This is a genomic window from Streptomyces sp. P3, assembly GCF_003032475.1.
Lineage (GTDB): Bacteria > Actinomycetota > Actinomycetes > Streptomycetales > Streptomycetaceae > Streptomyces.
The window spans coordinates 9607217-9631980 of the sequence record NZ_CP028369.1 but is presented as its reverse complement, the minus strand read 5'-3'; the positions used below and the strand labels follow the sequence as shown (position 1 = coordinate 9631980).

The window sequence follows — 24764 nt, the reverse complement described above, 5'->3', positions numbered from 1 at the left end:
CGGACGCCCTCTCGCGAAGGGACCGCCGGGGCCGGCCGACCGTGACGCTCACGAGGCGTCCACCGGCCCGCCGTCCGGCTCGTCCGCCGGCGCGTCGAGGCGGTGGCCGCACTCCTCGCAGAACGTCGCCGAGCGCGTCGACGGCGTCGTGCCGCACCGGGGGCAGGGGCGCACGGCGTCGTCGAGGGGCGGTGGGCGCATCGCGTCGACACGTGGGGCCACGGTCTTGGTCGAGTCCAGTCCCAGTCGTTGCACCTGCCCGCGGGAGACGTCGGGGCTCAGGTGCGGCAGGTTGTCGGGGCCGGTGACCGACACCGAGCGCAGCAGCCGCAGGCGCCCGGTGTCGTGGAGTTCCGCGGCGAGCCGTGTCGCGATGCGCAGTTCGCGGTCGGCGCGTTCGTGCTGCCCCTTCTGCCAGGCGTCGGCGCAGGCCCGCATCGCCATGCCCAGCTCGTGCTCGTTCTCCACGCGGGTGAGGTCGGCGGACGCCGGGATGCCGAACCCGGGGGTCCCGCGCCTCCGTACGACCATGGCCCGGGGCTCGCCGCACGGCACGCGTGTCCCGTCGGACTGCTCGGCGTGCAGCGTGATGCGGGCGGCGCGCAGGTCCTCCTCGACGGTCAGCGCGTCGGGGTCGAAACGCAGGGACACCTGGTACTGGCGGGTTTCCGGCGGCCAGGAGCCGAGGGGTACGTGGATCTCGTCGCCGTGCTGCCGACGGGCGGTCAGCTCCGCCTCCACGGGGCGGGTCTGGCGGACGAAGCCCAGCCGGAACCGGTTGTTGAGGCGCAGACCCAGGTAGACCCGGGGGACGACGATGCGCTGGGCCTGCCGCATGGTCCGGGTGAAGTCCTGTGCGAGGTCGGAGGCGGTGACGACGGCTTCGGCGCTTCCGTGCAGTGCCTGGGTGATCCTCAGCAACTCGGCGTAGTTCCAGTCCTCGCCGAGCCCCCGCGCGTCGCAGACGAACCGGTCGGTGCACGCCTCCAGGACGCTGCCCAGTTGTTCGGGCGTCTCGTGCTCGTCCTTTCCGTCCGTGTACAGCACCGCGTGGCGTACGACGCCGGGCGAGGCCGCCGACGCGAAGAGGCGGTCCGCGCAGGCCAGCCACTGTCCGATCGCCGTGCCGCCCTCGGCCAGCTGGCCGATGATCCGGCTCTTGGCCTCCTGCCGGGTGTGGGCGTCGACCGGCGCGAGGCCGCCGGTGGCGGGGAAGACGACCTCGGCCTCGTGATGGCCCGCGACGATCCCGAGGAGGGTCCCGTCGCGCAGGGCGTCGACGGCCGCGCACATGGCGCGCTTGGCCTCGTCCAGTTTTCCGTGCCCGGCCATGGACAGCGACCTGTCCATGATGAGGACCTCGGCGCTCCGCGTCCGCGCCGGCTGCCCGGCGACCGGGCGGGCCCGGACGGTGACGAGGGCGTCGGCGCGCGTCGCGTCATGGGCCAGGTCGGCAGGTGCGTCCACGTCCACGTCGAAGTTGAGCCCTGTCAACGGCGGCCTGTCCCCCACCGGCACCACCCGACTGTGTCCCGTCTGTCCCCGTGATCCCTGCGCTTCTCCGCATGCCCGTGCGTAGCGACTCAGGAGCTTAGCGTGTCGGGTCCCGCTTCGACACGGGAACGACCGGTTCGCCTGCGAAGCGCCGGCCACCTCCAGTCCAGCGCGGGGCGCAGCCGGTTCGCCAGATCCACCAGGGCCACGTAGGCGCGCTCGGTGGGAGCGTGCGCGCCCAGCCCGCGGACCGCTTCCGACAGCCTCAGCCGGTCGTGGGCGCGCGGGAACTCGGCGTACTGGATCTCCGCCTCGAGGCCGGCGGCCGCGGCGTCGTCCACGTGGAGGCCGTCCAGTGCGGCACGGGCGCCGGCCAGGTCGTCGTGCGTCGGCGGGGCGGGCGGGCGCTGCCGGGCGGGGACGGTGACGAGCAGACGGATGACCGCGACCCGCGCCTCGCGTTCGTAGCGGAACTCCTGGGCGAGCCGTTCCGCGACGGCCACGGCTTGCGCGCGCCGGCCGGACAGCAGGTGCACCCGTGCCAGCCCGAAGCCGGCCGCGCCGAGCGCGGGCGTGGTGTCGAAGACGGTGCCGTAGTGCGAGCGGGCGGCCTCGTGGTCGCCGCGGTACTCGGCGCACAGGCCGAGCGCGAGCTGCGGGATCAGTTCTCCCGGCAGGGCCCGTCGTACCTCGGTGAAGTGGCCGGCGGCCCGGGGCACGTCCTCGCGGGCCAGCGCGATCAGGCCGGAGTACCAGGCGTGCAGCCAGTGCCAGTCGGGCAGTGCGGCGCGGGTGAGCGCCTGTGCGGCCCGGGTGATGTCCCCGCGGCGCAGCGCGAGGCGGCTCTCGGCCAACGCGTTTCCGGCCACGTCGCCGATGCGCGGATCGTCGGGGTCGGACAGGGGTGTGGGCAGCGCGCCCGCCATGTCGTGAGGGCCCGGGCAGGAGAACGGCTCGGGCATGGCCAGCAGGGCGTCCCCGGTCACGGTCGCCCGGACCCAGTGGTCGAGGGGACGCGCCGTGCCCAGTCCGCCGTGCAGGGGTTCGGTCATCGAGCCGAACAGCGCCGAGGGCCGGGCCACCTGGCGGCCGGCCGGCGGCGCGGCCACGATCTGCCGGACCACGCCGCTGAGCTGCTCGCCGAACTGGCGTGCCGAAACGAATCGCCGCTCGGGTACGACGACGTCCGTGGCACGGTCCAGCAGCAGCATCAGCGAGTCCACCCCCGGCGCCGCCCGGTCGGCGCCGTGCGCACGGCACACCTCCCGCAGGGTCATGCCGAGGCCGTACAGGTCGAATCCGGGGGTGGGCCTCACGTGTTCGGGGTCGTCCTCGGGGGGCGCGTACGCCTTGGTGTAGGCGACGATCGGCCCGGCCTCCTCCTGGGAGCGCACCGCGCCGAAGTCGATGAGCCGCACCCGGTCCAGCGGCCGGGCGGAGCCGGCGGAGCCCTCCTCCCGGAACCGGATGACGTTCAGGGGTTTGACGTCGCAGTGCAACAGCCCCCTGGCGTGCAGGTAGTCGAGCGCCTGGAGGATGCGGACGCCGTGCGCGAGGAGCGTCTCGAGCCGGTCTCCGTCGCGCGCCGACAGAGCGACGCCCGGCACGTACTCGAGCACGAGGTGGGGTCCCTCGGGTTCGTAGCCGAGGATGCGGACGATGCTGTCGTGCCGGAGCCCGACCAGCACGTCCCGCTCGTGCTCGGCCGTCCTCGCCACCGACCGGTTCAGCGCCTTGAGGACCACCTGCGTCTCGAGGTTGCGGTCGTGGGCGAGATACGCGGCGCCGTAGGCCCCCGAGCCGAGGACCCGCTCCACGTCGTAGCGTCCCGCGATGGTGAGGCCGTGCGGCTGGGCGAAGTCGAAGCGGGTTCCGCAGTTCGCGCAGAATCCCGCGGTGCGGCCGGGCTGCTCGCCGTGCCCTCGGCCCACCGGCTGCCCGCAGACGGGGTTCGCGCAGAACCGGTGCTCCTCGGCGACCGGGCCCTGCGCGGGAAGCGGCTGGTCGGGGAGGTCGGCGGCGAGACCGGAATCGATCAGGGCGAGGCCGTACCAGGGGTCCGGGCGCACCTGCGCCACGCCGACGCTGACGCCGCGCGGCGGGCCGACGCGCTGTTCCCGGCCCGCGACGGCGGGCGGGGCGGCGTGTTCCGGCGGCAGCGGGCGCCGGTCGCACACCGGGCAGAAGCCCTCGTCGTCGATCTCGCCCAGGCCGCAGTCGGGGCGGTTGCACCTCGGCAAGGCGTCACCCTTCGTCGATCCGTCGGTTGACCTCGTCGGTGTGGAGCCGGACCAGTCCGCGGGCGGTCGCGAGGTCGATCGGCACGGTCTGCAGCGCGCGGGCCGCGGGGGCGTGCAGCTCGGCGAGCCGCCGGTCCTCCTCGCCGAAGAACCGCGCCGCGCGCACCCGGTGCAGTTCGAGGCTCGTGACGAGGTCCGCGTGGTCCTCCGCCAGCCGCCGCAGCGCCCGGTCGAAGGCGGCGACCTCGGCACGGGCTTCGAGGGCGCGTTCGTGGACGGCGGTGAGCTCGGGGTTGGGCTCGGTGGTCCGGGCGACGGCCAGCCGGATCCGCAGGCGGGGTGCGGCGCTGCGCGGCGGGCGGGGCGCGCCGAAGAACTTCTCGCCCCACCGCGCCCACAGCCGTGCCGCGGCCTCCTCCTCGGCGGCGAGCCGTCCGACCGCCGTCTGCGCCTGGGCCGAGGTCACGCTCGCGGAGGCCGGACCGACGACGGGGGCCGGGTCGAGGGACACGTCGTGGACGAGGTCCTCCGGGGGTCGGTCCTCGAAACCCAGGACCAGACGCAGGCCGCTCGAGCGGGCCCGGCGGGCCAGCGGCCCGAGCAGGTCCCGTACGAGTGCGTCCGGGTCCGCCGCCCGGTCGACGCGGCCCACCACCAGGCACGCGGGAGGCCGGCGACGCACCAGCCGGCGGACCGCCTCGCGGTCGTCCTCCGCGCGCAGCCCGAACCGGCCCGTCAGGTACCGGCGCACCTCGGCGACCGACCTGCCGCAGGCGTCGTACGCCGCGTCGATGGAGCCGAGTCCCAGAACGGTGTCCCCGGGGGCCTCGGTCAGCTCGGCGTCGGACACGGTCGCGCGGGCCGCCGGGTCGGCCGTGCGCACCAGCCGCACCAGCCACGAGGAGCCCGCGCCGACCGAGGCGTCGGTGCCGACGGCCACGGTGCCCGACCAGCCGCCGTCGAGCAGCCGGGTGAGCTCCTGGGTGAGCGCGAGGCGCAGCGGGTCGTGCAGCACGTCCTGCGGCAACTCGCCTCCGGACGGACCGAGTTCGTCGGTGCGGTGGCCACCGGTGAACTCCTTGATGCCCGGCAGGTACGTCAGCAGCGTCTCGGTCGGCAGCATCCAGGCCGCCCGGGCGTCGCCGTTGACGTAGTCGGCCACCACGATGCCGATGACCCTGCCCTCGAACTCGCCGTCGAGCGCGACGACTCCGGCGCCGGAGTAGCCCGCCTCGATCCACGGGTCACCGGCGCGGATCTGTCGCAACAGGCCCCATTCGCCCTCCCTGCCGCCGGAACCGGCCAGTTCGGCGTCCGTCGCCATGCCGTAGGGCTCGGCCTGTGGGAAGCCGTACACCCGCACCCTGCCGCCGGAGATCGGCACCTTCCACAGGGTGGTCCTGGTCGCGCAGTCGACCGGCTCGTCGAGTGCGAGCAGCGCCACGTCGCCGCGTCGTGTGCCGTGCTCGTGCACCCACGATCCGGGGACCACGCGCGCGGTGCGCGTCCACTCCGGGCTGCACGCCACACTCCTGATCCGCACGCAGGACGCCGTGCCCTGCGGCTGCGCTCCCGCGTACCGGACGACATGCGCGCAGGTCAGCGCGTGCCGGTCGTCGAGCAGCACCCCGGCACCGCAGGGAGCCCCACCCTCGTCGTCCACCCTCACCCGCCACGCGTTCTCACTGTGGTGATGCAGCGCCATCCCTCAACAGTAGGACAACTCCCGCCCCAGAGGCTCGAGATGACCGCGAGATACGGCCAAGCAAGAACGCCGAGGTGGACGTCCTGGGGTTACGGCCGCTCCCTCGAGCGGGCCGCCTCCCGCCCGCCGCGGCGCCGCACCTTCGTCGCGCTGCCGCGCATCCGCTCCGAGTCCCCGGCCACGGGCACGGCCATGGCCACGGGCGGCAAGCGCGCCCCGTCGGTAGATAAGAAAAAGATAAAGGTGTAGGCATGCAGGGCGCGTGGCGGGGCACACGGCGGAACGGAGGTTGATAACCATGGTTCCCTTGCTGCTGGTTCTTCTGCTCGCCCTGATCCTCTTCGGCGCCGGGTTCGCCCTCAAGGCGCTGTGGTGGATCGCCGTCATCGTCCTCGTGGTCTGGCTGGTCGGCTTCTTCGCCCGCTCGACCGGAGCAGGCGGGGCACGGGGCCGCTGGTACCGCTGGTAGAGCGGGGCGGCGCACGCCGGCAGGCACGGCGTGACATGCGGGTGGGGCGCACCGGACACCGGTGCGCCCCACCCGCATGTGCGCAGCAACCTCACCCGACGCTCACACACCCGCTCGTATGGTCGGCTCGGCCTATGGGTAGATGGCTGATCAGCTCGGGGCCGACGCCTGTGCCGGCAGGGAACCCCGGCGCCTCCAGCAGGCGCCGGCCCCGAGTCGTCCGTGTCGTCCGGTGGTTCAGGCGTTGGCGTGAGGGCGCCAGGCCGTCCTGCGCGGCGCGGCATGGTGCACCGGCTCGCTCGTCCGGGAGAGCCGCCGGCGGCCCAGCCACAGGGACGTCACGGACAGCAGTCCCGTGAAGAGGACGAGGAAGAGCACCGACACCCACATCTGACGGCTCCCCGGGTCCTCCCATCCCGTCCAGCCCGCCGACGCGGCCCACAGGACGGCACCGCCCGCGTAGACGGGGCGGATGCGCCGCAACTGCCGCACGGCACGCACGGATTCAGCGTGATCGATTTTCGATGCCATGTCGGCCAGGTACCCCGATCCGCGTCCTCCACCAGAATGACGCGGACGACTTGCCGGGGCGATGCGTCGCGGCCGGGGCGGGGACTCCTGTGGGCGGGAGCGGCGGTGGCCCGGACCTTGTGTCAGCCGGTCCGCCGGGTTGCCGGCGAACGACGAGCGGACCAGCGCCCGGACGCCGGCCCGGGGCGGTCCCCGGCGTCGGTGCGCACCGTGGCGCACCGCCGCCGGGGATGTCCGACCGGCTCTCGAGTCAGGCGTCCGGCCTCACTTGATCCAGGCGTCCACCTTGGCGCGGTTGGCCTCGACCCACTTCTTGGCCGCGGCCTCGGAGGTCATCTTGTCGACCGCGATGTACCGGGCCACGACGTTCTGGTCGTCGTTCGTCCAGTTGAACTTCTTCACCAGGTCGTAGGCCGGGCTGCCGGACTTGGCGAACTTCGCGCTGACGATCTTGTCCAGGTCGTACACCGGGTAGTCGCACGCGATCTTCTCCGCGTCGGCGTCGCAACCCGCCTTGTACGCGGGCAGGTTCACCTTCACGAGCGGCACCTCGGAGAGGAACCACTGGGGCTCGTAGAAGTAGCCGATCACCCACTCCTTGTTCTTCTCCGCCTTGCGGTAGGCCTGGATGAGCGCGGTCTCACTGCCCGCGTACACCACCTTGAAGTCCAGCTTCAGGTTCTTCACCAGCGCCTCGTCGTTGGTCACGTACGACGGGTCGCCGTCGAGAAGCTGGCCCTTGCCTCCCGACTCCGAGGTCTTGAACTTCGCCGCGTACTTGTTCAGGTTGCTCCAGTCGGTGATGTCCGGATGCGCCTTCGCCAGCCACGGCGGCACGTACCAGCCGATGATGCCCTTGTTCCCCGTCGGGCCGGCCTCCACGGCGGTCTTCTGGCCGGTGATGTACTTCTTCTTGAGGTCGTCGTGGCCCCAGTTCTCCAGGACGGCGTCCACCTCGCCGGTCCCGAAGCCCTGCCAGGCGATCTCCTCCTTGAGGTCCTTCTTGGTGACCTTGCAGTGCAGGTCGTTCTCCGCGACGTACGCGACGACCGCGGCGTCCGCCTCGTAACCCACCCAGGGGTTGACCGCGAGGTTGAAGGTGCCGCACTTGGCGGAGCCGTCCGCGCCGCCGCCGGTCCCTGAGGAGCTGTCGCCGACCTTCGCACCGCCGCAGGCGGTGAGGGTGAGCCCGAGGACCGCCATGCCGGCCGCGCCGGCTCTCCATCGTCTTGCTTGCCTTGCCATGGTCAGTTGCTCCTTACGCACTGGTTCGCCGCGCCGCGGCCTGGGTGATGCGGTCGAACATGACTCCGAGAAGGACGATGGCCAGCCCCGCGGCGAGCCCCTTCCCGAACAGCTGGCCCTGCGAGAAACCGGCCACGACGTCGTAGCCGAGGGCGCCCGCGCCTACCAGGCCGCCCACCACAACCATCGACAGCACGTAGATCAGACCCTGGTTGGTCGCGAGGGTCAGGGCGCCGCGTGCCATCGGCAGCTGGACCTTGGTGATGATCTGCCAGGTGTCGCACCCGGCGGAGGTGGCCGCCTCCACGGTGGCCGCGGGCACGTTCCGCACCCCATCCCCGATGATCTTGATGGCGACGGGAGCCGCATACACCACGGCGGCGACGATGGCCGTGAAGCGGGTCGCGCCGAACAGCGCGAGGAACGGCACCAGATAGACGAACGGCGGCATGACCTGCGCCGCGTCCAGACTCGGCCGCAACACCCGGTCCACGAGAGCGCTGCGGCCCATCCACACACCGAGAACGACGCCGAGCAGCATCACCAGCGCCGTCGCGACGACGGTCGAGGCCAGCGTCGTCATGGCGTCCGACCACATCCCGGTGGCGACCAGCAGGCCGACGCAGACGGCCGTGGTGATGCCGGCCCGTATGCCGCCGAGCACCGCGCCGAGTGCGATCAGTACGGCGCCGACCAGCCACCACGGGGAGTCGGTGAGCAGTGACTGGAAGGGGTTGAGCAGCCCGTTCGTGAGGGCGTCACGGACGGTGTTGGTGACACCCGACAAGTGGTCCTGCACCCAGGTCGTCGTGGTGTCCGCCGCGCCCGCGATGGAACTGCCGAGACCGCCCTCGCCGGGGAACTCGGCCGCCCACACGAACGTGTGCGACAGGTAGACCAGGACCGCGGTGACGGCCGCGCCCGCGCCCAGCAGCGGCCGCCGCCAGGCGAGGAACCGGTTCTTCGAACGCCGGGCCTCCTCCTCGCGGGTGCTGGCCGCGGTCGTCACCCGGTCGAGGACGATCGCCATGACGACGATGGACAGGCCCGCGTTGAAGGCGGTGCCGACGTCGAGCGACTGCAGCGCCTGCACCACGGTCTTGCCGAGACCGGGAGCGTCGATGAGGGCGGCGATGGTGACCATGGCCAGGGCGGCCATGATGGTCTGGTTGACGCCCATCACCACGGTCCGCCTGGACATCGGCAGCAGGACCTTCGTCAGCGACTGCCGACGTGTCGCGCCCAGCGACTCGGCCGCCTCGACGGTGGTCTCGGGCACGGACCGGATGGCGTGCGCGGTGATACGGATGGCCGGCGGGGCCGCGTAGATCACCGTGGCGATGGTGGCGGAGGCTCCGCCGATGAGGAAGAACAGCGTCAGCGGGGCGAGGTAGACGAAGGTCGGCATCGTCTGCATGAAGTCCAGGAAGGGCGTCATGATCCGGTGGAACCGGTCGGACAGCCCCGCCCACACCCCGAGCGGGATCGCGAACAGCAGCGCCACCAGGACCGAGGACAGGGTCAGCGCCAGGGTGTCCATGCTCTCCTGCCACAGCCCCTGCAGCCCGAGGAAGGTGAAACCCGCCACCGCCAGCAGGGCGACCCGCCAGTTACCGAAAGCCCAGGAGACGTAGCCGACGATGCCGACGACTCCGAGCCAGCCGATCTGCGGGAGGGGCCGGCCGGCCGACGGCTGCGAGATCAGCTCCTGGACGAACGCGGCCAGAGTGTCGATGACGAGACGGATCTCGTTGAAGAAGTACAGGAACAGCGGGTTGGAGTCGCGGTTCGCACCGATCGAGTCGTTGACGTCGTTGAACCACCGGTGCAGATCGGTGAGGTCGGCCGCCGCCAGCGACAACGTCTGCTTCCCGCGCAGCACGGCGAACAGCACCAGCCACAGAACCAGGATCACGCCGATCCGCAGGGGCCGGCCGACGGTGCGCCGGCTTCCGCGGGGGGCGACCGGCTCCGCCGTCCCGGACTTCTCCGGTTTCTCCAGGACGACGGTCATCGGGCGCCGCCTTCCTGCCCGGCGACCACGGCGAGGATCTCCTCGTCGCCGACGATGCCGAGGAGTTTGCCGTTGTCGACGACCTTCACCGGCCGATCGGCCGCGAGCACCGCCCGGGTCGCCTCCCGCACCACGACGTCGGGACCCAGCTCGGGACCGTCCAGAGGATCACCGTCGGCCGGCGGCCGCATGATCCAGCGCAGGGTCAGCACATCACCCCGGGGCACGTCCTTGACGAACTCGCGCACATAGTCGTCCGCCGGAGCACCCACCAGCTCATCACCGGTACCGCACTGGACCGTTCGCCCGTCACGCATGATGAGGATGCGGTCACCCAGCTTCAACGCCTCGGACAGGTCATGGGTGATGAACACCATGGTCTTGCCGACCTCGTGATGCAGCCGGATGACCTCGTTCTGCATGTCACGGCGGATCAGCGGATCGAGCGCCGAGAACGGCTCGTCGAAGAAGAGCACGTCCGGATCACCGGCCAGCGCCCGGGCCAGACCGACACGCTGCTGCATACCGCCGGACAACTGGTCGGGATAGGAGTTCTCGTAACCCGCGAGACCGACCAGCTCCACCACCTCCTGGGCCCGCCTGGTCCGCTCGGCCCGGCCCATGCCACGGATCTCCAGACCGAAGGACACGTTGTCGACCACCCGACGGTGCGGCAGCAGCCCGAAGTGCTGGAAAACCATGGAGAACTTACGTCGACGCAGGTCACGCAGACGCCCGTCGTCCGCCTCGCGGATGTCCTCGCCCTCGAAGACGATCTCACCCGCGGTCGGCTCGATCAGCCGGGTCAGACACCGCACCAGCGTCGACTTGCCGGAACCGGACAGCCCCATGACGACGAACACCTCGCCGGGCGAGACATCGAAGTGCACATCGCGTACGGCCGCGGTGCAGCCGGTCCGGTCCATCAGCTCACGACGGGTGAGACCGCACAACTCCGCCGAGCCCGGAACCGACTCGGCCTTCGGCCCGAACACCTTCCACAGATTGCGCACGGAGATGACCGGGGTGCCGTCCGGGTCCGGGAGCGGGCCACGTCGGTGTGACGTCGCGGTCTGTGTGGGGGTCACGATCGACCTCTTTTCGGCGTTCAGCCGCTGAACCAGCGCTGCGGCCGGGGTTGGATGTTCTGCCAGATGTGCTTGGGCTCTCGGTATTCGTTCAGGCCGGCCGGTCCCAGTTCCCGACCCACGCCCGAATGCCCGAAACCGCCCCATTCCGCCTGCGGCACGTAGGGGTGGTAGTCGTTGATCCACACCGTGCCGTGCCGCAGCCGCCGGGCGACCCGCTGGGCCCTGCCGGCGTCCTGCGTCCAGACGGCGCCGGCGAGCCCGTACTCGGTGTCGTTGGCGATGCGCACGGCATCGTCCTCGTCGGTGAAGCGTTCGACGGTGAGCACCGGACCGAAGGACTCCTCGTGCACCACACGCATGTCCTGGCGGCACTCGTCCAGCACGGTCGGCGGGTAGTAGTGACCGCCCGCCAGCGCAGGGTCGCCGGGACGCTCCCCGCCGCAGCGCAGCACGGCGCCCTCGGCGACACCCGCCGCGACGTACGCCTCGACCTTCTCCAGGTGCCGCGCGGAGATCAGCGCCCCGGTCTCGGCCTGCGGGTCGAAGGGCCCGCCGAGGCGGATCAGCCGGGCCCGGCGGACGATCTCGTCGACGAGACGGTCGTGCAGGCGGTCCTCGACGATCAGCCGGGCCCCGGCCGAGCACACCTGGCCCGAATGCAGGAAGACCGCGGTGAGCGCGAAGTCCACGGCCGTGTCGAAGTCGGCGTCGGCGAAGACGACGTTGGGGTTCTTCCCACCGAGTTCGAGCGCGACCTTCTTCACGGTCGCGGCGGCGGTGGCCATGATGCGCCGGCCGGTGTCCAGGCCGCCGGTGAAGGAGACCATGTCGACGGCGGGGTCCTCGCACAGCGGTGCGCCGGCCTCGGGGCCCGCGCCCAGCACGAGGTTGGCGGTGCCGGCCGGCAGCCCGGCCTCCTCCAGCGCCTTCATCAGCAGAATCGAGGTCGAAGGGGTGAGCTCGCTGGGCTTCAGGACGATCGTGTTGCCCGCGGCGAGAGCCGGAGCGACCTTCCAACCGGCCTGCAGCAGCGGATAGTTCCACGGGGTGATCAGCGCGCACACCCCGACCGGCTCGTAGACGACGCGACTGACGGCGTCGTCGCGGCCGGTGTCGATCACCCGGCCGGCGTCCGTCCCGGCGATCCCGCCGTAGTAACGGAAGCAGGAGACGACGTCGGCGATGTCGTACTCGCTCTCCACCACCCGCTTGCCGGTGTCCAGCGACTCCGCCCGGGCGAAGACCTTGGCGTCCCGCTCGATCAGATCGGCGATGCGCAGCAGCAGCGCGCCGCGCTCCCGCTCCGAGGTGTGCCGCCAGGGCCCCTCGTCGAAGGCGCGACGGGCGGCGGCGATCGCCGCCTCGGCATCGGCGCGCGTACCCTCCGAAACCGTCACGGCAAGCGTGCCGTCAGCAGGGCAACGGATGTCCCGGCGCCCGCCGGCCAGCGCGTCCCGCCACTCTCCATCCACATACAGGTCTGCCACGCCCCGAGCCTTTCAAGAGAATGCCGTTGCGCATTGTGCACCCAATTGCTTGTGATGGAACACCTTTACGAATGTCCCGACGCCCGTCAAGGGGTTGGCGGATGACGATTTCACTCGGCGAGCAGTTCCGGGGCCACCCTTGACCGGACGGGGCTCCACCCCGACCATGTTGCGTATCGCTCACCATGTTGTGCATTACGCACCGACGGAGGCCCCATGTCCCCTCGACCGCAACCTGGCCGTGAGTACGTCCTGACGCTCTCGTGTCCCGACAGAGCGGGCCTCGTCCACGCCGTGAGCGGGTTCCTCGTCAGGAACTCCGGCAACATCCTGGAAAGCCAGCAGTTCGACGACCGGCTCCAGGACCGCTTCTTCATGCGGGTCCACTTCGACGTGTCCGACCCGAACGTCGATCTGGAGGGCCTGCGCCACCGTTTCGGCCCGGTCGCCGAGGCCTACGGGATCTCCTGGACGCTGCGTGACGCCTCCACACCCACCCGGACGCTCATCATGGTGTCCAGGTTCGGGCACTGCCTGAACGACCTGCTGTTCCGCCGGCGCACCGGCGCGCTCAACATCGAGATCCCGGCGATCGTGTCCAACCACCGGGACTTCGAGGGCCTCGCGAACACCTACGGCATCCCCTTCCACCACCTGCCGGTGACCCGGGACACCAAGGCCGAGGCCGAGGCGCGGCTGCTGGAACTGGTGCACGAGCTGGACGTCGACCTCGTCGTGCTGGCTCGCTACATGCAGATCCTCTCCGACGACCTGTGCAAGCAGCTCGAGGGTCGCGCCATCAACATCCACCACTCCTTCCTGCCCAGCTTCAAGGGCGCACGCCCCTACGAGCAGGCCTACGACCGCGGGGTGAAGCTCGTCGGCGCGACCGCCCACTACGTGACGTCCGACCTGGACGAGGGCCAGATCATCGAGCAGGACGTGGTCCGGGTGAACCACTCGCTGGACCCCGGCGAGCTGGTCACGGTCGGACGGGACGTGGAGGCGCAGGTGCTCGCGCACGCCGTGAAGTGGCACAGCGAGAGCCGCGTGATGGTCGCGGGCAACCGCACGGTCGTCTTCCGCTGAGCCGTACGGGCGCCACGCGTGCCGGGAGGGGGCCGAAGGACGATCCGGCCCCCGACAGGCTGCCCGCCGGACACTCCGCGCCGCCGGCATGTGACCGATGGCGCCCCACGGACAGCCGGAACGGCCTGCTTCCATGAGCGACACCCGGCGGGCCGGGTCCGGCGGCGAGTCTGTTCGCCCGCGCACTGCCGGCCGACCGGCCGCCGAAGACGACGAAAGTCGTACCGGGCAGCCATGAAGCCCGCTCCCGCCTGCGCCGCGGATACGGGAGGCATGCCGGCAGCGGCCCCGCCGGATTCCTCAGGTTGCGCTTCACGCAACTCCCGGTGTCCTGGTTCCCGGCCCCGACACTTGCCATCGCGTTGTTTACTGCGCGTATAGTTTCGCTGTGAGCAACTACAGCCTCGACGCGGAAACATCCACTCCCCAGACCGGCGGGGTGCAGTCGGTCGACCGCGCCATCAGCGTCCTGGAGATCCTCGCCCAGCGCGGCGAGGCGGGCGTCAGCGAGGTCGCGGCCGAGATCGATGTTCACAAGTCCACCGCGTTCCGCCTGCTCGGCGCCCTGGAAGCGCGCGGACTGGTGGAACAGGCAGGCGACCGCGGCAAGTACCGCCTCGGCTTCGGGATCGTGCGCCTGGCGGGCGCGGTCACCGGGCGCATCGACATCACCCAGCAGGGCCGCCCGGTCTGCGAGGAACTGGCGGAGGAGATAGGCGAGACGATCAACATCGCCGTGCTCCAGGAGCACTACGCGGTCAACCTCTACCAGGTGCGCGGCCCCGGCGCCGTCACGGCGCAGAACTGGGTCGGCCAGCTGACCCCGCTGCACGCCACCTCGAGCGGCAAGATCCTGCTGGCCCACCTGCCGGCCGAGCAGCGCACCGCACTGCTCGCCGAGGCCGGCCTGAAGAAGATCACCCCGCACACCATCACGGCGCGGACGAAGCTCGAGAAGAACCTCGCCGAGGCCCGTGAGCGCGGTTACGCCTGGGCGCTGGAGGAGCTGGAGATCGGCCTGCACGCCATGGCCGCGCCGATCCGCAACCGGGACGGCGAGGTCATCGCCGCTCTCAGCGCCTCCGGACCCTCCTACCGGCTCACCGAGGAGCGGCTGCACGAACTGGCTCCGGTGCTGCTGAAGGGCGCGGAGGAGATCAGCCACCGCATGGGCTACCTGGGCTGAGCGGTCCGGCGGCGTCCGTCACACGCCCGCCGGGCCGAGGCGCTCGTTCACCCGGTCATGGAAGGCGCCCAGGTGGTGCTCGCTGGGCGCCGGCGCGCCCCCGCGCCCGAGCGGTGCCGAGCGCACGACGACCGCCCCCGCACAGCCCGGGGCACGCCCGCGCCGCCCGGAGCACACGAGCGCGCGCCCGCCTCGCCCTGCCACCGGGCCAAGAGCGGGCGCGCGTTCCGCGCCGGCGGGAGTCAGTACCCCCGGTCGATCCAGTCCTGCAGATGCGGGGCCTCCGCCGCGACGGTGGTGGTGTCCCCGTGACCGGTGTGCACGGTCGTGTCGCCCGGCAGGGTCAGCAGCCGGTCCCGGATGGATTCGACGATGGTCGGGAAGTCGCTGTACGACCTCCCGGTCGCCCCCGGGCCGCCGGCGAAGAGCGTGTCCCCGCTGAAGAGGGCCCGCAGCGCGGGTGCGTGGAGGCAGACCGCGCCCGGGGCGTGGCCCGGGGTGTGCAGCACGGTCAGCTCGACGCCGCCCACGGTGAGGACCTGACCGTCGGCCAGCTCGCCGTCGGGCGCCCGGTCGGGGTGGGTCTGCTTCCACAGCGGCAGGTCGGCGCCGTGCAGCAGGATCGGGGCGCCGGTGCGGTCCGCGAGCGCGGGCGCGGCGTCGATGTGGTCGTTGTGGGCATGGGTGCAGACGATGGCCCGCAGGGTGCGCCCGCCGAGGGCGTCGGCGATGGCCCCGGCGTCGTGCGCGGCGTCGATGACCACCGCCTCCTCGGCGTCGCCGACGATCCACACGTTGTTGTCCACCTCCCAGACCCCGCCGTCCAGCGAGAACGTTCCCGAGGTGACGAGCCGTTCGACGGTGACACCGGCCATCAGAAGGTCACCACCGAGCGCAGCACGTCGCCGCGGTGCATCCGCTCGAAGGCCTTCTCGACCTCGTCCAGGGCGATGGTCTCGGTGACGAAGGCGTCCAGGTCCAGACGGCCCTGGAGGTAGAGGTCGATGAGCATGGGGAAGTCCCGGCTGGGCAGACAGTCGCCGTACCAGGAGGACTTGAGGGCGCCGCCGCGGCCGAAGACGTCCAGCAGCGGCAGTTCCAGCTTCATCTCGGGCGTGGGCACGCCGACGAGGACGACCGTGCCGGCCAGGTCGCGGGCGTGGAAGGCCTGCACGTACGTCTCCGGACGGCCCACGGCCTCGATCACCACGTCCGCGCCGAAGCCGCCGGTCAGCTCACGGATCGCCTCGACCGGGTCGGTCTGCGAGGCGTTCACGGTGTGGGTCGCGCCCAGCTTCCGCGCGGTCTCCAGTTTGAGGTCGTCGATGTCCACCGCGACGATCCTCGACGCGCCCGCCAGCTTCGACCCGACGACCGCCGCCGCTCCCACACCGCCACAGCCGATGACCGCCACGCTGTCACCGCGCCCGACCTGTCCGGTGTTGATGGCCGCGCCGATGCCCGCCATCACACCGCAGCCGAGCAGTCCGGCCGCGGCGGCGGAGGCGGCCCGGTCGACCTTGGTGCACTGCCCGGCCGCCACCAGGGTCTTCTCCGCGAACGCACCGATGCCGAGGGCCGGTGAGAGCTCGGTGCCGTCCAGGAGTGTCATCTTCTGCTTCGCGTTGTGGGTGGCGAAGCAGTACCAGGGCCGGCCGCGCAGACAGGCCCGGCACTGCCCGCACACGGCACGCCAGTTGAGGATGACGAAGTCACCGGGGGCCACGTCGGTGACGCCCTCCCCCACGGACTCCACCACTCCGGCCGCTTCGTGGCCGAGCAGGAAGGGGAAATCGTCGTTGATGCCGCCTTCGCGGTAGTGCAGATCGGTGTGGCAGACCCCGCAGGCCTCGATCTTCACCAGCGCCTCACCCGGACCCGGGTCCGGCACCACGATCGTTTCCAGGCTGACGGGGGCGCCCTTGCCCCGCGCGACGACGGCACGGACCTGGTGCGTCATGGCCACTCCTCGACTGATACAGAACTGCGACATTTACGACAACGACGGGAACTACGGGGACTACGGGGACTACTGGACCCAGAACGCCTGCGGGAACAGGCAAGCGTTGCTTATTACGGCACACGCCTCATGGATCGCAACAAGCATCGTGGAGCGCGGACCGTCGGTCAAGGAGTCGGCGCGAACACGGAAAGGGCCGAGGCGCGCACGAGGACACGAAAGGGCGCCGCCCGCTCGGTGAGCGTGGCGGCGCCCGGGGCGTCGTCGGGACTACTTCCTCCCGCGGCGCAGGAGCACGAAGACGAGGGCGGCGGCCGCGGCGATGCCGATGACCGCCTTGCGGTGGTCGCGGACCGGCTCGGGCGCCTTGTCCTGCCACAGCTGTTCGGCCTGCCCCGCCCTGGTCCTGACCTGCCCCGCGGCCGCGGACGCCTTGTCCTTCACCGGAGCGGGGACCTTCTCCTCCAGGGCGTGGGCCGCCTCGGCCGCCTTGCCCCTGGCCTGTTCGGACAGGTGTGTCGCCTTCGCGCCCGCCTGCTCCTTCAGCTCGGCGGCGTGCTCCTTCAGCTCGGCGGCGTGCTCCTTCAGCTCGGCTGCCTTCTCCTGGGCGCGGGCCTTCACATCGGTCTTCGCGGCCAGCGACTCGAGCGTCGCGCCGAGCTCGTGGCGCGTCCGCTCCACGCGGTGGCGCAGCTCATCGGGGTTCGTGGGTTCGTGCTGGGAGGGCTGGGTCATCGTCGGGCACTCTCCTTGATCTCCGACACATCGGCTTTCACGCTTTCCACGGCGCGCTCGGGCATCGGCGGGGCGGCCCGGCCGACCTGCTTCCTGCCGGTCAGCGCCAGCACGGCGGTGATCACCGCCAACACACCGGTGACGATCAGAGCGGCGGCCCACACCGGGAGCGGCACCGCGAGTCCGGCGATCGCGGCGGCGATCAGCGCCTGCAGGGTGAGGACGCCGAAGAGCCCGGCCCCGCCGAACAGTCCGCCGCCCTTGCCGTACCGCTTTCCCTTCTCGACCATCTCCGCCTGCGCGAGCCGCATCTCGCCGCGCACCAGCTCGCTCAGCTGTTGCGAGGCGCGTTGCACCAGTGCGCCGACCGACTCCCCGCCGTTCTCGGCGCTTCGGGCGCCGCGGTCGCCGCGGTCGCCGGTCACGCCGTACCGGCCCGTCTCAACCATCGTCATCACCCCTTTTCATCATGCGGTGCCGGCCGAGTACCCGCCGGTCGGCGAGAAAGGCATACCGACTGCGCCGCTCGATCACCGCGCCCCGTCCGTGGCCCGGTGCACCCCGTTCGGCCCCTCGCCCCGCGCGGTGGCGCCGGTCGTTGCCTAGCGTCGAGGCGAAGGCCACCTCGGCCGGGAGGAGACGCCCATGCCACGCCGCGCCACCGTCGCAGGCATAGCCGCCGCGGTCCTGACCGTCGCTCTGCTGAGCGGCGTCGCCCACGCGCAGGACCTGAACTGCAGCGACTTCACCTACCAGGAAGACGCCCAGGCAGTCTTCGACCAGGACCCCAGCGACCCCAACCGGCTCGACGAGGACCGGGGACCGGACGACGGCATCGCCTGTGAGGTCCTTCCCCACCGGTCGCTGCCCACGCTGGCTCCGCCGACGAGCAGCCCCGCACCGCGGCCGGCCAGCCCCGCACCGCGGTCGGCGAGCCCCACGCCGGTCGTGAGCAGCTCCGCGGGCGCCTCGATCAGCCCGGCGCCGCCGCCCACCTTCGGCGTCCGGGGAGGCGTCGGCGGCGCCGTCACCGCCGGCCCGTCCGGCTGGGACGTCGGCATCGGCGCAGCCCTCGCCTCGGCGGGCCTGCTGGCCGCGGTCGGCTACCTGCGACGCCGCCGGCGCCGCCTCTAGGGTGTGGCCTCCCGTTCGCGACCAGGGCCCTCGGTCGGGCTCAGGCCTTGCCGCCGGGATGCCGGCCGGGGCCCTCGGTCTGCGGGGTGAGCGGAGTCGGCGAGAGGACGGTGTCCTCCTCGCCCGGCTCCAGGAGGGTCGCCGCGGCGCCGACGACGAGCGGATCCGGACGGCCGACCGCGTGGGGATCCTTGGCCGCGTAGTCGACGCGGTGCAGGAGGCTGCGCATGGCCTCGAGCCGGCCCCGTCGTTTGTCGTTGCTCTTGACGACCGTCCAGGGCGCGTGGCCGGTGTCGGTGGCGCGGAACATCTCGACCTTGGCCGTGGTGTACTCGTCCCAGCGGTCCAGGGAGTCGAGATCGGTGGGCGACAGCTTCCACTGGCGTACCGGGTCGACCTGGCGGATCGCGAACCGCGTCCGCTGCTCGGCCCGGGACACCGAGAACCAGAACTTCACCAGGATGATGCCGTCCTCGACCAGCATGTCCTCGAAGAGCGGGCACTGCTTGAGGAACAGCCGGTGTTCGCGCGGCGTGCAGAACCCCATGACCCGTTCGACCCCGGCCCGGTTGTACCAGGAGCGGTCGAAGAAGACGATCTCCCCCGGGCCGGGAAGGTGGTCGACGTACCGCTGGAAGTACCACTGCCCCTTCTCGCGCTCCGTGGGCTGGGGCAACGCCACGATGCGGGCGCCCCGGGGATTGAGACGTTCGGTGAAGCGCTGGATGGTGCCGCCCTTGCCCGCCGCGTCCCGCCCCTCGCAGATCACGACGAGGCGACCGCCGGTGTCCTTGACCCAGCGCTGCAGTTTCAGCATCTCGATCTGCAGGACGCGCTTGGCGCGCTCGTACTCCCTGCGCCCGACCTTCCGGTCGTAGGGGTAGTTCTCGCGCCACGTCGTGATGGGCCGGCCCGCGTCGTCGAGCAGCACCGGCTGTTCCGGCCGGCGGTCGTCCACTGTCAGCCCGTCGAGCAGCCTGGCCTCGGCCTCGTCACGATCCATGCGGTCCGCGCCTTTCCGGTGTGCGTCGTGGTCACCGTCGGCTTCCCCGGTGTCCCGGCGACATGTGGGTTCCGTGCCGGCGTCCGCCCGAAACACCCATGCCGTGACCGGTCCCCCGCCCGCCCGATGTGCCGGTCGCGGCAGCCCGGGTACGCGGAGCGGACCATGCAGACCTTTCTGCCGTATCCCGACTTCACCGCATCGGCCGCCGCCCTGGATCCACGGCGACTGGGCAAGCAGCGCGTCGAGGCACTCCAGGTGCTGCGCGGCCTGACCGTCGCGGGCTACGGGTGGCGCCACCATCCGGCGGTGCGTATGTGGACCGGCTACGAGGAGGCCCTGGTGCGCTACGGCCTCGAGATCTGCGGCGTCTGGACGGCGACCGGTCGCGCGGACACCTGCGCCGCCTCGCTCATGGCCGGCCTCCCCGGCCGACGGCCCGGCGTGCGCACCCAGGTGGAGCTCGCCGAGGTCCGGGAGCTGCCCCCGTGGCTGGGCGACGCCGCCTTCCACCGCAGTCACCGGTCGGCACTCGTGCGCAAGGATCCGACGTTCTACACGGCACGGTTCCCGGACGTTCCCGACGATCTGCCGTATGTCTGGCCGGCGTCGGACCGGGGTGGCGGACGTCCGGAGCAGGGGCGGGCGCAGACGGCCCGGGACCGCGGCGCCGACCTCGACCGACCCGCACCTTAAGTCCGATATGCGATAAATGTAAGCATAGGTGGCCCGGAGGCGGATACCCGAGCGGCATGGTACGGACACTGAAGCGGCACGGACGGCACAACGGGCACGGTACGGCCGCGCCGGAGGCGGAGAACGGCCGCGCGCCCGCCGTAGGGCCGGACGAGCAGGTGGAGGAGCGGGCCCCGGACAGTCCGACGGACCTGCCCAGGCACTCCTGGAAGGCAGTGCTCAAAGGCACCCTCAAGGAGTTCAGGAAGGACGAACTGACCGACCGGGCCGCGGCCCTGACCTACTACGGGATCCTGGCGCTGTTCCCGGCGCTGCTCGCACTCGTGTCACTGCTGGGCATCATCGGGCAGTCGGCGACGCAGCAGGTGTTGGACAACATCCAGAAGCTCGCTCCCGGGCCCGCACAGGACATCCTGCGCGACGCCGTGCGGCAGATGCAGGGCGGCAGCGGGCTGGGCTCGGTCATGGCGATCGTGGGTCTGGTGCTCGCGGTGTGGTCGGCGTCCGGCTACGTCGCCGCGTTCATCCGCAGCGCGAACGCGGTCTACGACGTCCCCGAGGGCCGGCCGGTCTGGAAGGTGCTGCCCGTCCGGGTCGGCGTCACCGTGGTCCTCATGGTGATGGCCGTGATCAGCGCGTTGATCGTGGTGTTCACCGGCGGCCTCGCCCGGCAGGCGGGCACCGCGCTCGGCATCGGCGACGCAGGACTGACCGCGTGGTCGATCGCCAAATGGCCGGTACTGGTGGTCCTGGTCACCGTCATGATCGCGCTGCTGTACTGGGCGACCCCGAACGCCAAGGTGCGCGGCTTCCGCTGGATCACGCCGGGGAGCTTCCTCGCGCTGCTGATCTGGATGATCGCCTCCGCCGGGTTCGCGCTCTACGTGGCGAACTTCGCGTCGTACAACAAGACGTACGGCACGCTCGCGGGCGTGATCGTCTTCCTGGTGTGGCTGTGGATCACCAACCTCGCCATTCTGCTCGGCCTGGAGTTCGACGCCGAGCTGGTGCGCCAGCGCGCCGTCGCCGGAGGCCATCCGGCCGACGAGGAGCCGTACGTCCAGCCGCGCGACACCCGTAAGTGGGACGAGGAGGACCATCGCCGCCTCGGCTCCTGACCCGCGGCGCGGTCCGCCCCGGCGCGCCCGCCTCCCGGGCGTCTTCGCCTCCGCGACCTCGCTGTTCACCGAGCACTCGCCGGGCCGGCCGAGGGCTGGCCGTCCGGGCCGAAGGGGCGTTCCCGGCCGGCCGCCGTGACGGGCCCTTCGCGACGACGTTCGCGCTAGGCCGTTCGCCGCCCGGACGGGACAGGGCGGCGGGCGTGACTACGCTTGGCAGGAGTCGCTCATCACGGGATAAAATCTGACAAAAATTCCCTAAGGAACCGAAGATGGGTCCTCGCGTCAGCCTTCCGGCCGGGAAGGGCCGGTCCCTCGTCCGTGCGTTCATGGCGTTCACGGTCGCCGCCGTCCTGACCCTGTCCGGGGCCTGCGCCGGGGACGGCGGGAGCGACGGCGACGGGGAGGACAACCCCACCGTCGGTCTGCTGCTCCCGGGCGGCGGGGCCTCCCGCTTCGGGCAGTTCGACCGGCCCCTGATCGAGGGGAAGCTGAAGGAACTGTGCCCGCACTGCCCGGTGACCGTCGCCGCCACACCCGACCCGGCGGTCCAGCGGCAGCAGCTGGAATCCATGATCACGAGGGGGGTGGACGTGCTGATCGTCGCCGCCGTCGACCCGGAGTTGCTGCGCCCGTCGGTCGAGGCCGCGCACCGGGCCGACATCCCCGTCGTCGCCTACGACCGGCTCGCCCAGGGCCCGATCTCCGGTTACGTCACCTTCGACGGCGCGCAGGTCGGCAGGCTCCAGGGCGAGGGGCTTCTGAAGGGCATGGGAGCGAAGGCGGACGGCGGGCAGATCGTCATGATGAACGGCGCCACGACCGACCCCAACGCCGCCTGGTTCAAGCGGGGATCCCTCTCCGTCCTCCGGGGCAAGGTCAAGATCGGCAAGTCGTACGACGTCGTCGGCTGGCGGCCGGAGAACGCCTTCGTCGACATGCGCAGCGCCATCGCCGCACTGGGCGGGGACGACATCGACGGCGTCCTGGCCGCCAACGACAGCCTCGCCGGCGCCGTGATCTCCGCCCTGCGGGCCGCCCAGGTACGTCCGCTGCCGCCGATCACCGGCCAGGACGCAGACCTCGTGGCCGTGCGCCGCATCGTCAGGGGCGAGCAGTACATGACCGTCTACAAGCCGTTCAAACCGGCTGCCGACGCGGCGGTCGAGATGGCCGTCGCCGTGGGACGCGGCGAGTCGGTCGGATCCATCGCCACCGGCACCGTCAGCAACACCACCACGAAGGACATCCCCGCGGTCCTGCTCCCCGCCGTCTCCGTCACCGTCGGCACCATCAAGGAGACTCTGGTAAAGGATGGTATGTACACCATCGCCCAGATATGCCCACCGAGTCTCCGGGCCGCCTGCGCCGAAGCCGGACTCATCTGACGGGTATTGCCGGAACCGACAGGAGGTGGCCCGTGGCGGTTCAGCCCTTGCTGGCGCTGCGCGGCGTCTCCAAGCGGTTCGCCGCCGTCCAGGCGCTGGTCGACGTGGAGCTGGAGATCATGGGCGGGGAGGTGGTCGCCCTGGTGGGCGACAACGCCGCCGGCAAGTCCACGCTCGTCAAGGTGATCTCGGGCGTCGGGCCCGCGGACCGGGGAATCATCGAGTGGCGCGGAACCCCCATACAGATCAGGCGCCCCCAGGACGCCCAGCTGCTGGGCATCGCGACCGTCTACCAGGACCTCGCGATGTGCGACAACCTCGATGTCGTCGGCAATCTCTTCCTCGGCCGGGAGATCCACCGGCTCGGCGTACTCGACGAGGTCGAGATGGAGCGCCGCACCCGCGATCTGCTGCACACCCTGTCCATCCGCATCCCCGACGTGCGGGTGCCGGTCGCCGCCCTGTCCGGGGGGCAGCGGCAGGTCGTCGCGATCACCCGTTCGCTCCTCGGCGAGCCCCGGCTCCTCCTGCTGGACGAGCCCACCGCCTCCCTGGGCGTCGAGCAGACCAGTCAGCTCCTGGACCTCATCGAGCGGTTGCGCGACCGGGGTCTCGGAGTTCTCCTCATCAGCCACAACATGGGCGACATCAAGGCCGTCGCCGACCGGATCGCCGTCCTGCGCCTCGGACGCAACAACGGCGTGTTCGACGTGAACACCGCCTCCCAGGAGCAGATCATCGCCTCCATCACGGGCGCGTCGGACAACGCCGTCGGCCATCGCTCGACCCGGGCCGAGGAGACCTGGCCGTGACGGGGAGGAAGGAAGGGGCGCACGCCGACGAGGCCGCGCCCGACGCAGGCCGAACGCGCGAGGGGCCACGACGAGGCACGCAGGCTCTCCGGGCGTGTGCCGACGCGGTGGGCCGCCGGCTGCACGCACACGACCTCGGCCCGGTCCCCGTCCTGCTCGCTCTCGTCGTGACCTGGACGATCTTCCAGATCCTCGACCACAACTTCCTCTCGCCGCGCAACCTGTCCGTGCTCAGCGTGGACATCGTCGGCACCGGCATGATCGCCGTCGGTATCGTCTTCGTGCTGTTGATCGGCGAGATCGACCTGTCGGTGGGCTCGCTCGCCGGTCTCGCGGGGGCCGTGTTCGCCGCGCTCAACGTGAACCTCGGCATGCCCGAATGGCTCGCGGTGGTCATCGCGTTGCTCTGCGGCGCGGCCGCCGGGGCGGTGCACGGGTTCTCCTTCGCCCGGATCGGTGTTCCCGCGTTCGTCGTCACCCTCGCCGGCCTGCTCGCCTGGAACGGCCTGATGCTGTACCTCCTGGGGACCGAGACCGCCATCAACTTCAGCGAGACCGGTCTGGTCGCCACGCTGACCAGCCGCTACTTCAGCGCCGCCGCCGTCACCTACGGCCTCGCGACGCTCGCCCCGGTCGCCTACCTCCTCGCCTCCCTTCGTGAGCGCGGACGCCGCGAGGCGGCCGGGATGCCCTGCCGGCCGGCCGGCGGGATCTGGGCGCGCGCGGCCCTGCTCGCGATCGTCGCGTTCGCCGCCGTCCTGGTCCTGAACCGGTTCGAGGGGCTGCCGCTCGCGCTGCTGATCTTCCTCGCGGTCGTCGTCGCCTCGGACCTCTTCCTGCGTCGCACGCCGTACGGCCGGCAGATCCTGGCCCTGGGCGGCGGTGTCGAGGCGGCCCGGCGATCCGGCGTGGACGTGACGCGGGTGCGGATCGCGGTGTTCGTGGTGTCGGGAACCCTGGCGGCGGTCGGCGGCCTGTTCGTCGCGTCGCGGCTCACCTCGGCCAGCCAGGTGCCGGGCTCCGGGATGCTGCTGATCAACGCCATCGCCGCGGCCGTCGTCGGCGGCACCAGTCTGTTCGGCGGGCGCGGCTCGCCCTGGTCGGCGCTGTTGGGCGTGCTCATGATCCAGTCGATCGCCTCCGGCATGGCGCTGCTGGGAGTCGAGCCCCCGGTGCAGTTCATGGTCACCGGCGGGGTGCTGTACGCCGCGGTGGTCCTCGACTCGCTGGCGCGCCGCGCCGCACGCGCCCGGGGACACCCCTGACGGCACGGCACTCCTGCACGGCGAGACGGTCCGCGGCGGCCGTGAGCCCGTGCACTCACAGGCCCGGGCCGTTCCGCCCCCGCGGCCCCCGCAGCCGGCAAC

22 protein-coding genes are annotated in these 24764 nt (G+C 71.6%); 9 read left to right on the top strand and 13 right to left on the bottom strand.

Translation table 11 applies throughout. The features are described 5' to 3' along the window. Positions 1 to 48: 48 nt before the first annotated feature. From C6376_RS42625 to C6376_RS42615, 3 genes are all read right to left on the bottom strand, one after another. Positions 49 to 1494, bottom strand: coding sequence for a VWA domain-containing protein (locus C6376_RS42625; RefSeq protein WP_107448535.1), 1446 nt, complete (start codon positions 1492 to 1494; stop codon positions 49 to 51). Between the two features lie 89 nt (positions 1495 to 1583). Further along, the gene (locus C6376_RS42620; RefSeq protein WP_159083462.1) at positions 1584 to 3734 is read right to left on the bottom strand and encodes a tetratricopeptide repeat protein; all 2151 of its coding nucleotides are present in this window, start codon (positions 3732 to 3734) and stop codon (positions 1584 to 1586) included. 4 nt (positions 3735 to 3738) lie between these two features. After that, complete coding sequence (locus C6376_RS42615; RefSeq protein WP_107448533.1) at positions 3739 to 5439, bottom strand: serine protease; 1701 nt, start codon at positions 5437 to 5439, stop codon at positions 3739 to 3741. Between the two features lie 298 nt (positions 5440 to 5737). On the opposite strand from C6376_RS42615, the gene C6376_RS42605 reads away from it, so the two are divergent. Beyond that, complete coding sequence (locus C6376_RS42605) at positions 5738 to 5908, top strand: hydrophobic protein (RefSeq protein WP_107448531.1); 171 nt, start codon at positions 5738 to 5740, stop codon at positions 5906 to 5908. A gap of 237 nt (positions 5909 to 6145) precedes the next feature. On the opposite strand, the gene C6376_RS42600 is transcribed toward C6376_RS42605, so the two are convergent. The 5 genes from C6376_RS42600 to C6376_RS42580 all read right to left on the bottom strand — a co-directional run bounded on the left by C6376_RS42600 (position 6146) and on the right by C6376_RS42580 (position 12276). Further along, the gene (locus C6376_RS42600; RefSeq protein WP_107448530.1) at positions 6146 to 6439 is read right to left on the bottom strand and encodes a hypothetical protein; all 294 of its coding nucleotides are present in this window, start codon (positions 6437 to 6439) and stop codon (positions 6146 to 6148) included. Between the two features lie 264 nt (positions 6440 to 6703). Continuing rightward, positions 6704 to 7684, bottom strand: coding sequence for an ABC transporter substrate-binding protein (locus tag C6376_RS42595; protein WP_107448529.1), 981 nt, complete (start codon positions 7682 to 7684; stop codon positions 6704 to 6706). Positions 7685 to 7697: 13 nt separating this feature from the next. Continuing rightward, positions 7698 to 9698 carry a proline/glycine betaine ABC transporter permease gene (locus tag C6376_RS42590; RefSeq protein ID WP_107448528.1) on the bottom strand — a complete coding sequence of 667 codons (2001 nt, stop codon included), beginning with the start codon at positions 9696 to 9698 and terminating at the stop codon, positions 7698 to 7700. After that, positions 9695 to 10786: a glycine betaine/L-proline ABC transporter ATP-binding protein gene (locus C6376_RS42585; protein ID WP_107448527.1), complete on the bottom strand. Its 1092-nt coding sequence runs from the start codon at positions 10784 to 10786 to the stop codon at positions 9695 to 9697. The genes C6376_RS42590 and C6376_RS42585 overlap by 4 nt, the downstream gene beginning before the upstream one ends. Positions 10787 to 10806: 20 nt before the next feature. Then, positions 10807 to 12276 (bottom strand): aldehyde dehydrogenase family protein, encoded by a 1470-nt coding sequence (locus tag C6376_RS42580; protein ID WP_107448526.1) that lies wholly within the window; start codon positions 12274 to 12276, stop codon positions 10807 to 10809. Between the two features lie 216 nt (positions 12277 to 12492). On the opposite strand from C6376_RS42580, the gene purU reads away from it, so the two are divergent. Together purU and C6376_RS42570 are read left to right on the top strand one after the other, a co-directional pair. Continuing rightward, positions 12493 to 13365 (top strand): formyltetrahydrofolate deformylase, encoded by an 873-nt coding sequence (gene purU / locus C6376_RS42575; protein WP_107448525.1) that lies wholly within the window; start codon positions 12493 to 12495, stop codon positions 13363 to 13365. A 439-nt stretch (positions 13366 to 13804) separates the two neighbouring features. After that, the gene (locus C6376_RS42570) at positions 13805 to 14551 is read left to right on the top strand and encodes an IclR family transcriptional regulator (RefSeq protein ID WP_107448524.1); all 747 of its coding nucleotides are present in this window, start codon (positions 13805 to 13807) and stop codon (positions 14549 to 14551) included. Positions 14552 to 14793: 242 nt separating this feature from the next. Here C6376_RS42570 and C6376_RS42565 read toward each other — a convergent pair whose 3' ends face one another. The 4 genes from C6376_RS42565 to C6376_RS42550 form a co-directional block, all read right to left on the bottom strand. Continuing rightward, entirely contained in the window at positions 14794 to 15426 is a 633-nt protein-coding gene (locus C6376_RS42565; protein WP_107448523.1) for an MBL fold metallo-hydrolase, read from the bottom strand. Continuing rightward, positions 15426 to 16511, bottom strand: coding sequence for an S-(hydroxymethyl)mycothiol dehydrogenase (locus C6376_RS42560; protein WP_107448522.1), 1086 nt, complete (start codon positions 16509 to 16511; stop codon positions 15426 to 15428). Before C6376_RS42560 ends, C6376_RS42565 begins: the two co-directional genes overlap by 1 nt. A gap of 270 nt (positions 16512 to 16781) precedes the next feature. Next, a complete protein-coding gene (locus C6376_RS42555) occupies positions 16782 to 17246 on the bottom strand; it encodes a DUF3618 domain-containing protein (RefSeq protein ID WP_107448521.1) in 465 nt (154 codons plus the stop codon). Next, complete coding sequence (locus C6376_RS42550; protein ID WP_107449503.1) at positions 17243 to 17695, bottom strand: phage holin family protein; 453 nt, start codon at positions 17693 to 17695, stop codon at positions 17243 to 17245. The genes C6376_RS42555 and C6376_RS42550 overlap by 4 nt, the downstream gene beginning before the upstream one ends. A gap of 196 nt (positions 17696 to 17891) precedes the next feature. On the opposite strand from C6376_RS42550, the gene C6376_RS42545 reads away from it, so the two are divergent. Next, entirely contained in the window at positions 17892 to 18380 is a 489-nt protein-coding gene (locus C6376_RS42545) for an excalibur calcium-binding protein (protein ID WP_107448520.1), read from the top strand. Positions 18381 to 18420: 40 nt separating this feature from the next. On the opposite strand, the gene ppk2 is transcribed toward C6376_RS42545, so the two are convergent. Continuing rightward, positions 18421 to 19383, bottom strand: coding sequence for a polyphosphate kinase 2 (gene ppk2 / locus C6376_RS42540; protein WP_107448519.1), 963 nt, complete (start codon positions 19381 to 19383; stop codon positions 18421 to 18423). 165 nt (positions 19384 to 19548) lie between these two features. Between ppk2 and C6376_RS42535 the strand changes: the two genes are divergently transcribed. The 5 genes from C6376_RS42535 to C6376_RS42515 all read left to right on the top strand — a co-directional run bounded on the left by C6376_RS42535 (position 19549) and on the right by C6376_RS42515 (position 24662). Then, on the top strand, positions 19549 to 20079 hold the full coding sequence (locus tag C6376_RS42535) for an MSMEG_6728 family protein (RefSeq protein WP_107448518.1): 531 nt from the start codon (positions 19549 to 19551) through the stop codon (positions 20077 to 20079). A 56-nt stretch (positions 20080 to 20135) separates the two neighbouring features. Next, on the top strand, positions 20136 to 21197 hold the full coding sequence (locus C6376_RS42530) for a YihY/virulence factor BrkB family protein (RefSeq protein ID WP_107448517.1): 1062 nt from the start codon (positions 20136 to 20138) through the stop codon (positions 21195 to 21197). A gap of 272 nt (positions 21198 to 21469) precedes the next feature. Then, entirely contained in the window at positions 21470 to 22585 is a 1116-nt protein-coding gene (locus tag C6376_RS42525; RefSeq protein WP_107448516.1) for a sugar ABC transporter substrate-binding protein, read from the top strand. A 32-nt stretch (positions 22586 to 22617) separates the two neighbouring features. Continuing rightward, entirely contained in the window at positions 22618 to 23397 is a 780-nt protein-coding gene (locus C6376_RS42520; protein WP_173985841.1) for an ATP-binding cassette domain-containing protein, read from the top strand. Between the two features lie 107 nt (positions 23398 to 23504). Then, the gene (locus C6376_RS42515; protein ID WP_107448515.1) at positions 23505 to 24662 is read left to right on the top strand and encodes a sugar ABC transporter permease; all 1158 of its coding nucleotides are present in this window, start codon (positions 23505 to 23507) and stop codon (positions 24660 to 24662) included. The last annotated feature ends 102 nt before the right edge of the window (positions 24663 to 24764 follow it).

Excerpts from the sequence above, each read along its gene's own strand:
- C6376_RS42615 (WP_107448533.1), bottom strand. The coding sequence starts at position 5,439 with ATGGCGCTGCATCACCACAGTGAGAACGCGTGGCGGGTGAGGGTGGAC.
- C6376_RS42605 (WP_107448531.1), top strand. The coding sequence starts at position 5,738 with ATGGTTCCCTTGCTGCTGGTTCTTCTGCTCGCCCTGATCCTCTTCGGC.
- C6376_RS42600 (WP_107448530.1), bottom strand. The coding sequence starts at position 6,439 with ATGGCATCGAAAATCGATCACGCTGAATCCGTGCGTGCCGTGCGGCAG.
- C6376_RS42595 (WP_107448529.1), bottom strand. The coding sequence starts at position 7,684 with ATGGCAAGGCAAGCAAGACGATGGAGAGCCGGCGCGGCCGGCATGGCG.
- C6376_RS42590 (WP_107448528.1), bottom strand. The coding sequence starts at position 9,698 with ATGACCGTCGTCCTGGAGAAACCGGAGAAGTCCGGGACGGCGGAGCCG.
- purU (WP_107448525.1), top strand. The coding sequence starts at position 12,493 with ATGTCCCCTCGACCGCAACCTGGCCGTGAGTACGTCCTGACGCTCTCG.
- C6376_RS42565 (WP_107448523.1), bottom strand. The coding sequence starts at position 15,426 with ATGGCCGGTGTCACCGTCGAACGGCTCGTCACCTCGGGAACGTTCTCG.
- C6376_RS42560 (WP_107448522.1), bottom strand. The coding sequence starts at position 16,511 with ATGACGCACCAGGTCCGTGCCGTCGTCGCGCGGGGCAAGGGCGCCCCC.
- C6376_RS42555 (WP_107448521.1), bottom strand. The coding sequence starts at position 17,246 with ATGACCCAGCCCTCCCAGCACGAACCCACGAACCCCGATGAGCTGCGC.
- C6376_RS42550 (WP_107449503.1), bottom strand. The coding sequence starts at position 17,695 with ATGGTTGAGACGGGCCGGTACGGCGTGACCGGCGACCGCGGCGACCGC.
- C6376_RS42545 (WP_107448520.1), top strand. The coding sequence starts at position 17,892 with ATGCCACGCCGCGCCACCGTCGCAGGCATAGCCGCCGCGGTCCTGACC.
- ppk2 (WP_107448519.1), bottom strand. The coding sequence starts at position 19,383 with ATGGATCGTGACGAGGCCGAGGCCAGGCTGCTCGACGGGCTGACAGTG.
- C6376_RS42535 (WP_107448518.1), top strand. The coding sequence starts at position 19,549 with ATGCAGACCTTTCTGCCGTATCCCGACTTCACCGCATCGGCCGCCGCC.
- C6376_RS42530 (WP_107448517.1), top strand. The coding sequence starts at position 20,136 with ATGGTACGGACACTGAAGCGGCACGGACGGCACAACGGGCACGGTACG.
- C6376_RS42525 (WP_107448516.1), top strand. The coding sequence starts at position 21,470 with ATGGGTCCTCGCGTCAGCCTTCCGGCCGGGAAGGGCCGGTCCCTCGTC.